This is a genomic window from Helicobacter equorum, assembly GCF_900198655.1.
In the GTDB taxonomy this organism is placed as follows: Bacteria; Campylobacterota; Campylobacteria; order Campylobacterales; family Helicobacteraceae; genus Helicobacter_F; species Helicobacter_F equorum.
Map to the genome: position 1 here is coordinate 12215 of NZ_FZPO01000024.1, position 13527 is coordinate 25741.

15 protein-coding genes are annotated in these 13527 nt (G+C 39.3%); 6 read left to right on the top strand and 9 right to left on the bottom strand.

Annotated features, from left to right (window positions below):
* Nucleotides 1–2: 2 nt before the first annotated feature.
* The 5 genes from hisIE to rplM form a co-directional block, all read right to left on the bottom strand.
* The gene (gene hisIE / locus C6H22_RS04880) at nt 3–779 is read right to left on the bottom strand and encodes a bifunctional phosphoribosyl-AMP cyclohydrolase/phosphoribosyl-ATP diphosphatase HisIE (protein ID WP_104694215.1); all 777 of its coding nucleotides are present in this window, start codon (nt 777–779) and stop codon (nt 3–5) included.
* Nucleotides 780–1895, bottom strand: a complete 1116-nt coding sequence (locus C6H22_RS04885) for a prohibitin family protein (RefSeq protein WP_104694216.1) — start codon at nt 1893–1895, stop codon at nt 780–782.
* A gap of 11 nt (nt 1896–1906) precedes the next feature.
* Nucleotides 1907–2830, bottom strand: a complete 924-nt coding sequence (locus C6H22_RS04890; RefSeq protein ID WP_104694217.1) for a branched-chain amino acid transaminase — start codon at nt 2828–2830, stop codon at nt 1907–1909.
* A gap of 108 nt (nt 2831–2938) precedes the next feature.
* A complete protein-coding gene (rpsI, locus tag C6H22_RS04895) occupies nt 2939–3328 on the bottom strand; it encodes a 30S ribosomal protein S9 (protein ID WP_104694218.1) in 390 nt (129 codons plus the stop codon).
* 2 nt (nt 3329–3330) lie between these two features.
* On the bottom strand, nt 3331–3774 hold the full coding sequence (gene rplM / locus C6H22_RS04900) for a 50S ribosomal protein L13 (RefSeq protein WP_104694219.1): 444 nt from the start codon (nt 3772–3774) through the stop codon (nt 3331–3333).
* Between the two features lie 389 nt (nt 3775–4163).
* On the opposite strand from rplM, the gene napA reads away from it, so the two are divergent.
* The 6 genes from napA to C6H22_RS04930 are packed head-to-tail and all read left to right on the top strand — an operon-like array spanning nt 4164 to nt 10469.
* Nucleotides 4164–6950 (top strand): nitrate reductase catalytic subunit NapA, encoded by a 2787-nt coding sequence (gene napA, locus C6H22_RS04905; RefSeq protein ID WP_104694220.1) that lies wholly within the window; start codon nt 4164–4166, stop codon nt 6948–6950.
* A gap of 4 nt (nt 6951–6954) precedes the next feature.
* Nucleotides 6955–7701, top strand: coding sequence for a ferredoxin-type protein NapG (napG, locus tag C6H22_RS04910; RefSeq protein ID WP_104694221.1), 747 nt, complete (start codon nt 6955–6957; stop codon nt 7699–7701).
* Complete coding sequence (napH, locus tag C6H22_RS04915; protein WP_104694222.1) at nt 7701–8621, top strand: quinol dehydrogenase ferredoxin subunit NapH; 921 nt, start codon at nt 7701–7703, stop codon at nt 8619–8621. The genes napG and napH overlap by 1 nt, the downstream gene beginning before the upstream one ends.
* 8 nt (nt 8622–8629) lie before the next feature.
* Nucleotides 8630–9166, top strand: a complete 537-nt coding sequence (locus C6H22_RS04920; RefSeq protein ID WP_382275704.1) for a nitrate reductase cytochrome c-type subunit — start codon at nt 8630–8632, stop codon at nt 9164–9166.
* 5 nt (nt 9167–9171) lie between these two features.
* Nucleotides 9172–10137, top strand: coding sequence for a WD40 repeat domain-containing protein (locus C6H22_RS04925; protein ID WP_104694223.1), 966 nt, complete (start codon nt 9172–9174; stop codon nt 10135–10137).
* On the top strand, nt 10134–10469 hold the full coding sequence (locus tag C6H22_RS04930) for a chaperone NapD (protein WP_104694224.1): 336 nt from the start codon (nt 10134–10136) through the stop codon (nt 10467–10469). The genes C6H22_RS04925 and C6H22_RS04930 overlap by 4 nt, the downstream gene beginning before the upstream one ends.
* Here the strand turns inward: C6H22_RS04930 and C6H22_RS04935 are convergent, their stop codons facing one another.
* The 4 genes from C6H22_RS04935 to C6H22_RS04950 all read right to left on the bottom strand — a co-directional run bounded on the left by C6H22_RS04935 (nt 10470) and on the right by C6H22_RS04950 (nt 13524).
* A complete protein-coding gene (locus tag C6H22_RS04935) occupies nt 10470–10916 on the bottom strand; it encodes a MarR family winged helix-turn-helix transcriptional regulator (protein WP_104694225.1) in 447 nt (148 codons plus the stop codon).
* Between the two features lie 119 nt (nt 10917–11035).
* Nucleotides 11036–11419 (bottom strand): winged helix-turn-helix domain-containing protein, encoded by a 384-nt coding sequence (locus C6H22_RS04940; protein WP_104694226.1) that lies wholly within the window; start codon nt 11417–11419, stop codon nt 11036–11038.
* Between the two features lie 22 nt (nt 11420–11441).
* Nucleotides 11442–12089 (bottom strand): LutC/YkgG family protein, encoded by a 648-nt coding sequence (locus C6H22_RS04945; protein WP_104694227.1) that lies wholly within the window; start codon nt 12087–12089, stop codon nt 11442–11444.
* The gene (locus C6H22_RS04950; protein ID WP_104694228.1) at nt 12082–13524 is read right to left on the bottom strand and encodes a LutB/LldF family L-lactate oxidation iron-sulfur protein; all 1443 of its coding nucleotides are present in this window, start codon (nt 13522–13524) and stop codon (nt 12082–12084) included. Before C6H22_RS04950 ends, C6H22_RS04945 begins: the two co-directional genes overlap by 8 nt.
* Nucleotides 13525–13527: the final 3 nt, after the last annotated feature.

The window sequence follows — 13527 nt, forward strand, 5'->3', positions numbered from 1 at the left end:
ATTTAGCTTTGGCGAGAGTTTTTCTCCTCTATCCCGCTTATTCCTTCTCTTCTTTGGAGTTCTTGATAGATTCTATCAGGACTAATGCCATAGAGCCCAAGCCCAACGAGCGTGTGATAGATTAAGTCACTGCATTCATAAATAATCTCTTCTTCCTTAGCGTCTTTGAGTGCAAAAGTGAATTCCCCAGCTTCTTCAATGATTTTTTTACAAATGGTGTTGATTCCTTTGGCATACAATGAGGCAGTATAAGAGGTTTTTGGGTTATCTCCACGTTTTTGCAAAATGGTGTGATATAGTGAATCAATAATCCCATAAAGCTTTGTCGTATCTATGATCGGTGTGTGTTCTTGCAAGTCTGTAGAATCTAGTGAATTTAAGGTTGTAAAAAAGCAACTTTTTGCTCCCGTATGACACGCCACACCCACTTGCCGTACCATAAAAAGCAAGGTATCGCGATCACAATCAAGCTTTATAGATTCTATATGTTGGTAATGTCCGCTTTGTTCTCCCTTTTCCCAAATACGTTGTTTGGATCGTGAGAAATAATGTGCTATTTTGCTTGTAAGACTTAGACTTAATGATTCTTGGTTGCTATAGGCTAACATTAAAACAGATTGATCATCTATACTTTGGACAATCGTAGGAATTAGGGGCGATTTTTTCCAATCAATGGCATTAAGAATTTGTGAGAGTGAGGCGCTATGAACTTGGTTTAGATTTTTGGAATCTTGTGGGGTATTTGTTATGGGTTGCAAACTCTGCGTAGTGGGTTTCATCTATTGTGCGCCCACTGTGCTTTGTCGTTTGCTTTTAGAATCCACCCAAATATTTGGCACAGAACCACCTGGTGCTAGAAAAATTTGTGCATTCGTATTTTCTTTGAGTGCTTCGTTAAATTTACCTTGGACTTCGATTTGTCGCAAATCTAAAAGGCGTTGGCTTAGGCTATCGGCAATAAGTTTGTTAGCTTGAGATTGTGCTTTGGCTTCGATTGTGATTGCATCTGCCACACCTTGTGCTTTTACACGATTTGCATCCGCCTCACCTTTGGCAAGTGCAGCTACTTTCTCGGCTTCTTGCTTTGCTCTATCGACTTCATATCGTACTCTTTCGGCTTCTTGTCTCGCGACTTGGACTTGCTCAATTTGAGCCTTGATTTTTTCTGGCAACACAATTTCGCGTAGCTGCACAGAAGTAAGGGTTACAGGGTCATTTTTAAACTTACGAATCTCCGTTTCCATATTGATGGCAATTTCTTTGGCAATATCATCACGCTTGGTTGGCAATTCTTCTGCCGGATAGCGCCCTACGACACTTCGCACTACATCACGCACGACAGGGTTGATGATCTTTTGCTCCCATGAGATTCCATACACGGCGATAGTTAGTGGAGCATTAACATCATTTAGCTGATATTGGACAGTAAGTTCGATAGAAACCGTAAGTCCTCTTGAATCTAGCACGCTAATAGCATCGTTTCTAAAAATACCTTGGTTTTTGGCTATGGCACCCATATCTTCTGTGCGTGAAAAGTTTATTGTTCGCACACGCGTATCAACAATAATCACTTCTTGAAAAAATGGGATAAAAAAATGCAAACCAGGTTGTAGTGGTGTAGGTTCATATTTACCTGTAGTCACTTTGATCCCAACTTCACCGGAATTAATAATAACAAATGGGCGTTCAATGATAAGGATTAAGACAATGGCTACTAAGATAAGCAGAATGGTGAGTTTTTTGCCACTAGGTAAAAAATTACCAATATTGTCAAAATTATTTCCACCACTAAAAGGCGGTTTATTGTTATTATCGTTGCGTTTTGGTTCAGGGCGCTTGTTCTCATTCATTTGTGCGCGTTTGTTTTTGAGGTGTTCGTTAAGATCAATTGGCATAAGAATCCTTTTTAGATAAATGTGAGATATTTTCTGTATTTTTGACTTTTGCCTTGTACGATAGCAAAAAATTCCTCTTGGAGTCTCTTGGTGATAGGACCAGCTTTACCCTCACCAATTACGCGCCAATCTAACTCTCGAATAGGTGTAATTTCTGCAGCTGTTCCAGTAAAAAACGCTTCATTAGCAATATACACTTCATCGCGAGAGATTCTGCGTCGTTGTAGTGGAATGCCAAGATCTTTAGCAAGTTCCACAACGGTGGCTTGTGTGATAGATTCTAGACTATTGTCATGTGGAGGAGTGATGAGCACACCATCACGCACGATAAAAAAGCACTCGCCGCTTCCTTCGGCTATGAATCCATTATCATCAAGGAGTAATGCTTCCTCGCACCCTGCGCTTATGGCTTCATATTTTGCCATTTGAGAATTAAGGTAGCCACCAGCAGATTTTGCTTTACCCATATGAGATTTTGTAGAGCTACGCGTAAAGGAGCTTGTTTTGACCTTGATACCATATTTGAGTGCATCATCACCCAAATACGCACCCCATTCCCAAGCAGCAATAGCGACATTTACCGGCGCGTGGACATGATAAAGTCCCATGACGCCATAGCCTAAATAGATAAGTGGTCGGATATATACATTAGCTTTGTAGTCATCTTTATTAGCACGCAAAAGCTCAATTTGCGCATTTTCAAGTTCTGTTTGTGTATAAGGGCTTTTGATGCACACAATCTTTGCTGAATCTAGAAGACGTCTTGTGTGATCTTGCAAACGAAAAATTGCTAAACCTTCTGGCGTCATGTAAGCCCTTGTGCCTTCAAACACAGCATTTCCATAATGCAGAGTGTGTGTTAGGATATGTGTAGTAGCTTCTGCCCAAGGGATTAGCTTACCATCTTTCCAAATATATTGCGCTTCTTTTAGCATCATAAGCTCCTAAGTTTGAAATCAAATCACTATAGCATTTAGATACAAATGCTAAGGAATGTGCCCAATGTTACACACAGAATCCAAAAATCCAAAAGATAAGTAATCTTATCGTTTAGAGAATTGTGGTGATCTTCTTGCCTTTTTCTTACCATATTTTTTACGTTCTACCACTCTAGAATCTCTAGTGAGCAAACCTTTTGGCTTCAAAATCGCACGGAATGCAATGTCATAACTGTTAAGTGCCTTTGAGATACCATGTCGCAATGCTTCAGCTTGTGCAGAATACCCACCACCTAGAGTGTGAGCGATAATATCTACAGATTTTTCTTGTTTTGTCAAGATAAGTGGTTGCATAACTTTCATTTTGATTGCTTCGTGCCCACCAAGCCAATCATTAAGGCTTTGTCCATTGATAGTAAGCTTGCCACTACCATTTTGTAGCCATACTTTTGCGACTGCTGTTTTTCTTTTTCCTGTTGCATATACCTTTGCCATGATTATTTTCCTTTAGCTACTTTGGTTGATTTGCTAACTTGAGCGTTATGAGGGTGCTCACTGCCTTTGTAGATCTTGAGTTTTTTTAACATCGCTCTACCAAGTTTTGTTTTTGGGAGCATACCACGCACCGCAAGGTGAAAAAGTTTTTCTGGAGATTTTTGTAGCATTTCTTCAAGTGTTTTGCTTTTTGTGCTACCAAAATAGCCAGAATGTGTGAAATATTCTTTATCCTTGAGCTTCATACCAGTAAATTTTACCTCTGTGGCATTGATGATCACAACAAAATCACCACAATCAACATTTGGCGTGAAACAAGGTTTATGTTTCCCTCGGAGAAGTGTGGCTGCTTGTGTGATAAGACGACCAAAGACTTGATCCTTTGCATCAAGCACAACCCATTGACGATTGATATCATCTCGTGCTGCTATTTTTGTAAGTTCCATAGTAGAGTCCTTGCTAACTTAAGTGTTTTAGAGGTATTATTATAAGAGCTTTATAATTAAATATAACTTAAATTAATGTATTTATAAGCTTAAATATCATGAAGCAATATGGTAGCAAATAGTATATATTATTTAATATAGTTTTAAGCTCTCTGGCTTTGTGTTATAATGTTTTTGTTTTATTAAGATTTTAAGAAAAGCTTGTGGTTCTTAAAAGAAGATTCCATAAATCATAACCTTTGGATACTATAAAAAGGGACTTTATGTAAGGACTTCCTTGAAAGAATCTAGCTTCATCAAGATTAAGGAGGTGGAGACAAACGATTTTAGTTGAATATGCCTTTTGTTTTAATTTTGCTGAAATTATAGCTTTGTTTAGAGGAGGAAATATGCAAACAAATGTAAGCCGTCGTAGTTTTATAAAAAGCGCAGCAATTGCTTCAGCTGCTTCCGCTGCTGGATTGGGTGTGCCAAGCACATTGTTAGCAGAATCTAACACCGCTCAAAAATCTTGGAAATGGGACAAGGCGGTATGTAGATTCTGTGGAACTGGGTGTGGGATCATGGTTGCTACCAAAGATGGGCAGATTGTTGCTGTCAAGGGAGATCCAGAAGCACCTGTCAATAGAGGTATAAACTGCATTAAAGGATATTTTTGTGCCAAGATTATGTATGGGCAAGATCGTCTTACGCAGCCTCTTTTGCGCGTAAATGCAAAAGGTGAATTTGATAAAAAAGGAAAGTTTGCTCCAGTAAGTTGGAAACGAGCTTTTGATGAAATGGAAAAGCAATTTAGAAAGGCGTATGAGGAGATCGGACCAACAGGTGTGGCTATTTTGGGTAGTGGGCAATACACTGTGCAAGAGGGTTATGCCTCTGTTAAGTTGATGAAAGCAGGTTTTAGATCCAATAATATTGACCCTAACGCAAGACATTGTATGGCAAGTGCAGTGGTAGGATTTATGCAAACTTTTGGTGTAGATGAGCCATCGGGTTGTTATGATGATATTGAGCTTACTGATACAATTGTAACTTGGGGCGCAAATATGGCAGAAATGCACCCTATTTTGTGGAGTCGCGTAACAGATCGTAAGCTCTCAAACCCTAATAAAGTAAGGATTATCAATCTCTCTACTTTTACAAATAGGACTTCAGATATTGCAGATATCGAGATTATTTTTAAGCCACAAACCGATCTAGCGATTTGGAATTTCATCGCGCGTGAGATTGTGTATAACAAACCAGAATCTATTGACAAGGAATTTGTCAAAAATTACTGCACCTTTAGCACAGGATATGTGAATATTGGTTATGGTATGCGTGATAATCCTAATCACAAAAGCTTTTCCTCTCAAGAAAAGGAAATTGTAGCCAAACAAGTGAGTAAAGTGCTTAGCGACAATGAGGGCATTACACTACAATATCTAGGACTTAAAGCCGGTGATACGCTCACAAACGATAAAGCAAAAGAAGCCGATATACATTGGGAAATTGGTTTTGATGATTTCAAAAAAGCTCTAGATCCTTATACACTTGATTTTGTAGCCCAGCTTGCTAAGGGTGATGAATCTGAAAGCCTTGATTCGTTTAAAGCAAAACTCCAACAGCTTGCAGATTATTACACACAACAAGATAGAAAGGTAGTAAGTTTTTGGACTATGGGCTTTAACCAACATCAAAGAGGCACTTGGGTGAATGAGCAAAGCTATATGGTGCATATGTTGCTTGGCAAACAAGCTAAGCCCGGTAGTGGTGCATTTTCACTCACAGGACAACCTAGTGCATGTGGAACGGCGCGTGAAGTAGGGACATTCTCTCATAGATTACCTGCGGATATGGTCGTAGCAAATCCAAAGCACCGAGAGATGTCTGAAAAAATATGGAATCTTCCTGCGGGGACGCTTAATGGTAAGCCAGGCTATCCATTCTTGGATGTTATGCGAGCGCTAGAGGATCAAAAAGTAAAATGGGTGTGGGTGCAAGTCAATAACCCGTGGCAAAACACTGCAAATGCTAATCACTGGATTAAAGCAGCACGAGAGCTTGATAACTTTATTGTTGTGAGTGATAGTTATCCGGGTATTAGTGCTAAAGTCGCTGATCTCATTTTGCCTTCGGCAATGATTTATGAAAAATGGGGTGCTTATGGTAACGCCGAGAGACGCACACAGCATTGGAAACAACAAGTGTTGCCACAAGGTAATGCAATGAGTGATACTTGGCAGGTGTTGGAGTTTTCAAAACGCTTCAAACTTAAAGAAGTGTGGGGTAAAGAATATGAGGATTTGGGGCTTAAGAATGTATTGCCAGAAGTGCAAGCATTGGGGTATAGTGAAGATTCTACACTTTTTGATGTGCTATTTGCTAATACTAGAGCCAAAAAGTTTAGCAGCAAAGATTCTATGCTTACAAATGGGCTTAATTCTGAAGTCTTTGGAGATAGCCGAAATGTCGTTGGTAGCGATGATAAGGTTTTTGCAGGCTATGATTTCTTTGTGCAAAAATATTTGTGGGAAGAATACAGACTCTTTGGTCTTGGACATGGGCACGATTTAGCAGAATTTGATGTGTATCATAAGGTGCGTGGATTGCGTTGGCCTGTGGTTGATGGCAAAGAAACACAATGGCGTTTCAATGCCAAATACGATCCATATGCCCGTAAATATGGTAATGGCAAGGACTTTGCGTTTTATGGTAATAAGGAAGCCTCGCTTTTTCAAGGTGATTTGAGCAAGCCCGGTAGTGAGAAAAAACCTATCACAAATAGGGCAAAAATATTTTTCCGTCCGTATATGGATCCTTGCGAAATGCCAGATAAAGAATATCCTATGTGGCTCTCAACTGGTAGGGTGCTTGAGCATTGGCATAGTGGGACTATGACTATGAGGGTGCCGGAGTTGTTCCGTGCTGTGCCTGAAGCGCTTTGCTATATGAATGAAGATGACACCAAGGATAAGGGTTTTAAGGCAGGTGATCATGTGTGGGTAGAATCTCGTAGAGGCAAAGTAAAAGCACGCGTGGATATAAATGGTAGAAACAGACCGCCAAAAGGCTTGGTGTATGTGCCTTGGTTTGATGAAAATGTTTTTATCAATAAGGTGTGTCTTGATGCTACTTGCCCACTTTCTAAGCAAACAGATTTTAAAAAGTGTGCTGTGAAGGTGTATAAGGCGTAGTCTTATGGATTTGCAACGTAGAAAGGCTGTGGGTTCTATTTTACAGACAATGGGGCTTGTGGCTATGGGTGGCTTGGTGTGGAGTGCATATGTCTTTGAATCTAAGGCGAATCCTTTGGGATTTTATCCACCTGGTGCGCGTGATAACTTTGTAAGTACATGTATAAAATGTGGGCTTTGCGTGGAGGCTTGTCCGTATTATACGCTTAAGCTTTCTCAAGAGGGTTTGAAAGGCTTGCCAATTTTTGTGCCGCGTGAGATTCCATGTTTTATGTGTGCGGATATTCCTTGTGTGAGGGCATGTCCTACAGAAGCGCTTGATAAGAATCTTGTCAGCACAAATGGCGCACTTGATATTACAAAGGCACGCATGGGCGTAGCGGTGGTTGATACACTAAATTGCATTGCATATGCTGGGATTCAGTGCGATGCATGTTATCGCGCATGTCCTTTGATAGATAAGGCAATTTATCTTGAATATAAGGCTAATGAACGCACAGGTAAGCATTCTATGATTTTGCCTATGGTGGCAAATGATGTATGCACAGGATGTGGGAAATGTGAGAAAGCCTGTGTGACAGCCATTGCATCTATTCGGGTTTTGCCTAGAGATTCTGTGTTAGGAAAAATGGGAACAAACTATATTAAAGGTTGGGAGGAGAGTGATGAAATGCGCTTAGAATCTGCACCGACTAAAAAGCCCCAAAATAGCAAAAAGCAAAATCTTGATTATCTCAATGGAGAACTATAATGTGGTTGAAAAAACATAGATTTTTGCTATTGCGTAGATTCACACAAATAGGAATCTTGAACTTGTTTTTTGTGGCAAATTGCTCATTTGTCTTTATCGATGGCACCAAACATTTTGTAATACAGGGGGATCTTAGCGCATTTGAGAGTGGTGAGAGAAATCTTGCTATAGCGCACAACAAGCACGATATGTTACCCTTTGGGATTTTAGAGGGGAATTTGAGTGGATCAAAAATTTTAGAAACTATCCCCATGAGTGATCCTTTGGCATTTTTACAAATCTTTTTAGCTGGTGGAGCTATTAGTATGGATTTGTTGTTTGGTGTGCTTGTGGTGATGTTGGTGTATGGATTGTTTTTGGGTCGTGGATATTGTGCGTTCGTCTGTCCTATCAATATGGTAAGTGATTTAGCAAACTTTTTGCGCACAAAACTACACATCGAAAATATAAGATTTTTGGCAATTTCACGCAAGGCAAAATTTGGAATTTTGTTTTTAAGTCTTTTACTTTCTCTTGTCTTTGGGGTCTTGGCATGGGAGAGTATTAGTCCTATTTCTATGTTGCATCGCGGTGTTGTGTTTGGTATGGGTGTAGGATTTTTTGGGGTTTTGGGTGTATTTTTGTTTGATTTGTTTGTTCTAAAAAATGGCTTTTGTGGACATATATGCCCTCTAGGTGCAGTGTATGGACTAATTGGATCAAAGGCTATGTTGAGAATTAGGCATAATGTGCAAAATTGCACCAAATGTATGGATTGTGTAAGAATCTGTCCAGAAAATCAAGTCTTGCGTATGGTTGGCAAATATAGTGCACCGGTATCTGATATGGCGTGTATCAAATGCGGTCGTTGTGTTGAAGTATGCAACGATAATGCACTAGGTTTTAGTATTTTAGATTATCAAAAAGGAGAGAAAAAATGAAAACAGCGTTGGTATACAAAGCAATAGCAGTGGCTTTTGGCATAAGTATGTTGTTTGTGGGTTGTGGTGAAAGTAAGGGCGATAAGCAAACAACGGGTATTGATGAGACACAGATAGGATTGCGTACAGCACCACTTGAAAGCGAAAGTGTGAATCTTGTCGATTATACATTTGGCACCAAAGTAGCCGGAGAGAGCGAGAAAATTGAGCGATCTTTTGAAAATGCACCACCTCTTATTCCGCATGATATAGAGGGTATGCTTCCTATCACACAACAAGATAACACATGTCTTGGTTGCCATGATAGAGAAATAGCTGAAGGTGTAGGTGCTACTCCGGTGCCAACATCTCATATCTATGATTTGCGTACAATGAAGCAAGTAGAGAGTGGTGTAGCTGATGCGCGTTATAATTGCACACAATGTCATGTACCACAAGCACAAACAAAACCTTTGGTGGAAAACACTTTTAGTCCAGAATTTAGTAGTGAGTCTCAAAAACACCAATCAAATTTACTTGATGTGTTAAATCAGGGAGTGAAATAGATTTCGTGAAGTTGCTAAGATATGTCCTCATAGTGTGCGTTATGTGCGTGAGTATATATGCCAAAGTGTCGCCCTCACGCATTGTAGATACACACACAGAGATAACTTCCATGCAACAAAGCAATGGGAAATTGTATGTTTGCACTTCACAAGGCGAGGTGCAAGTGTATGCGCTTGATACTTTGAAGTTCTTACAACGCATAAATATACCTAGCTATACAGATTTGTTTGGTTTTGTATTTCGCCCAAAGGTGTTTAACACCGATGTCAATATTAATGGAGAGATTCTTATCGTTGCAGCAGGGGTGAATGGAAGTCGGAGTCTGTATATATATGCCAATGAGAATCTACAGGTTTTGTTGGATGGTATGAGTATTGCCAAGGCATTATGGATTACTCAAACTCAAGTGCTTGTGGCACTCATGAGTCATGAGGTTTTGCTTTTTGACACACAGCAAAAAAAGATTATCTATCAAACGCAAGTTACGCAGGCAAGTTTTAGTGATATGGTGTATAATGCACATGATCATGTCGTATATACCACTGGAGAATCTGGCGTAGTGTATGCGATAGATCCAAGTAATGGCAAGATTTTAGGGCATTATGATATGATTAACAAGGATAAAATTTTTGCCCTTAGTTTTGGAGGGGATAGCCTTGTGGGTGCTGGACAAGACAAGCGACTTAGTATTTATAGATTCCAAAATGGTAGTAAGCTATTAGATTCTGCAATGGTGCGATCAGAATTTTTGATTTATGTTACAGGAATAGATACAAGGGGCGAATATATCGGTTATATGAGTGATGAAAATGGCAGTGTGCAGATCCTGCGTGCCAAAGATAAAAAGCCTCTTGTGTTATTAGAGGGTATTTCTGGGGTTGTAAATAGCATTATCTTTTATGGAGCAAATGTATTTGTGAGTTGTGATGATAACAAGATTTATGTGTTTAATTTACAAGGAGTATTATGAATATTTCAAGCATAATAGTGCGTGCAAATCGCGATGACTGGGAGAATCTATTACAAGAAGTTGGCAAAATTGCATATAGTGAAGTAGCGCTAGAGGACAAAGAAAAGGGAGTTATCATCGTAACCATAGAGGCTCCTGATACAAACTCAGACATACAATCGTTAAAGCAAATAAGTGCTTTAAAGGGGGTGCTTAGCGCGGATATGCACCTAAGCTATACGCAGGATTTAGAGGAATGCAAACTCGATATTAATGAAATTGCTGAACTCATTGACACAAAGCCTATTGCTGAAGTGAGATATTCTGGAGATGTCAATAATCTTTTGAAATAATTATTTATGTGCGAGAGTATGCGTGGTGCTATCTATGGAATAGAAAAATTTCGCAAGGAGCTTATGTAGTGTCGTGAATTCCTTATCGCTAAGGGTGTGTAGTAATTCTCTTTCGTGCTGAAGCGTTGCAGAAAAGATTTTTTTAGCTTGTTTTTTGCCTTCTGGAGTGATTATTATGAGATTTTCTTTGCGATTAGTGGGGTTTTTTTGTCTTTGTAATAATCCCCTTTGTTCGAGATCATCAATGAAAAATCGAGTTGTATTTTTGTCAATTTCCATGATGTTGGCAATTTCTGTTTGGGAAAGTTGGGTATCCATCGCAATAAAAAGTATACCCACCTCTCTGCCATCAGTAAAACCAAATTGTGTTAAAACCATTTCTCTAAAATGAGTTTTTGCAGTATATACAAGTTTTTGACAAAGAAAAAAGATTGATTCCTCAAACATTCAATAAGCCCTTTTTATGATAGTAAAACAAAATTTTAGTATAAAAATATTATTTTACTATAAATTATGTAATGGAAATTAAGATATGAGAGTCTGGCTCTTGTGTCGTGTGACTAGTATTATGGTATCTTGAGGTTTTGTGCAAGTTTTTGGATGCGTTCATTGAGCTCATCAAAATCTTTTGCGCCATCAAGGTAGGTAAAAAACTCATTTTTTAGAATCTGCAGATTTTTAAACGTATCTATGGCTTTTTGCCCTTCTTGTGTAATTTGTGTGCCACTATCTTTGCCTCCACCCGCATTTGAAATGACTAGGGGATTTGGTGCGGAGAGTTTGTTGGCTATGTCTATACTATCCCATGCTGCCTTATAGCTCATTTTCATTTGCTTTGCAGCTTTGGCTATCGAACCACTGGCTTTGATACGCTCAAGTAATTCGATTCTGCCAACTCCTAGATAATTTTTAGAATCTTTTGTGATCCAAAATCGAGAATCTATCTTCATACCCAACCTTCCGCACTAATTTTTAGTATAACACCACATACACCACGCGTGGTCCATGCACACCAAACACCGTTTGTAACTCAATATCAGCAGTGCGCGAAGGACCTGCAACAAAGATAATGTTTGTTGGTAAAATCTCGCTTCCGCTGCGATTTTTCTCATATGTCTTGATACATTCAATACCGGCATAGAGATTCTCTACTATATGATCTTTTTTGAGTAGATAAATGCAATTATTAGTGATAAGTGAAGAAAGTCTAGGGGCTTGTGGATTAGCGCTTAGTCCTACAATGCCTAGATTTGCCACACCACATCGTGCTTCCACGATAGAAGTATCAATTCCAAATAATTCCCCACGCATAGAATCTACGCTTTGTGTGTATGGGATAAATTTGGCTTCCATACCCTTAAAGTCTAATGACACATCAGTGTTATACAGCACTTCTTTAGCCTTGACTTCTCCAAGGGTTTCTGCGATTGTAGATTCTAGAGTATCCAGACTAGATTCACGCACGATAGCCTTATTATTGCTTTGATTAAGCTTGTATTCTTCTAAAAGTTCCTTATGCGTGTAATTCATAGGGTTAGCATACTGCACCTTTGGGCTTGGGATATGTGTATTATTTTTAAGAGAATCTCGCACACGCCCTAAGATATCTGCCTTACTCATAGATTACTCCTTGCATTTGAGATACTTTTTTGTGAAGATTGCCATTGATTTTTGGGAATTCACGATACTTCACCCAATTTTTTAGCAATGGCACAAAAGGTGCAAATACCTTGCCAAGTGGTGCAAAGATATTTGCCATAGTAAGCACAAATCGCCATTTATTAGGGCTTGTCGCTAAAGTAGCAAATTGACTCATTGCTTTGATTTCAACGGGATTTTGTGTGCTTGAATCTGTGCCTACCACACTTTTTCGCCCTTGCCCTACGCGCTCACTTCGCAAATCTCTAATAAGTTCTGCAAGAGGGATTTTCACAGGGCATACTTCAGAGCATCGCCCACATAATGAGCATAAATCTAGCATAGGACTAAATTTATTTAAGCCAAAAAGTTGAGGTGAAATCACCTCACCAATAGGACCAGGATAGGTGCTAAGATAAGCGTGTCCGCCGATTTTATCATATACAGGGCAGTGATTAAGGCAAGTGCCACATCGAATACAACTTAGTGCGCGGTAATAATGCGAATCGCTAAGCATTTGTGAGCGATTGTTATCAAGCAAAATAATATGCACTTCTTGTGGTCCATCAAGTTCGCCTTTTTTGCGAGGGGAAGTGATGATATTGTTATAACAAGTTACTGCCGCACCTGTAGCAGAAGGAATAAGCAAAGCATTAAGCGTAGAGGCATCTTCAAAGCTTTCAATCACTTTTTCAATCCCACAAAACGCAATATGAATATCACAAGCCGTGGTGCTCATACGCCCATTTCCCTCATTTTCTAAAAGCCAAATTGCCCCCTCATTGGCGATGGCAAAATTCACACCGCTAAGTCCGAGTTTAAATTCTTGAAATTCTCTGCGTAAATGTGCGCGCGCAATTTCATTGAGCTTTTCAGGTTCAGATTCAAGCGGAGCACCGAGTTTTTGATGAAAAATTTCACCAATTTGATAGCGATTTTTGTGGATAGCAGGTGCGACGATATGCACAGGTGGTTCGTCAATGAGTTGAATAATAATCTCACCCAAATCCGTCTCAATAGGTTCTAATCCTTTGGCTTTGAGAAAAGCATTGAGGTGCGTTTCTTCACTCGCCATAGACTTACCTTTAAGAATCTTAGTGATATGATTTTTTTGCATGACCTCAAGCACGATATTATTGGCTTCCTCACTATTTTTTGCCCAATGCACGATAAAGCCATTTTTACGCGCATTAGATTCAAAAGTTTCTAGCAATAAATCAAGCTTGGAGAGATTTTTTTGTTTAATCTCTTTACCTTTTTCTCGCAATGCTTCCCAATCCAAAAAACGCGTAGAAATAAGCTTTTTGCGATTGCTTTTTAGTGTATCCATAACATTTAGAAGGTTTTTGCGTAATTGTGCATCTTCAAGTTTGGTATGTATCACATCGTGGTATTGTTGTTTGATACTTGCACCCATTCT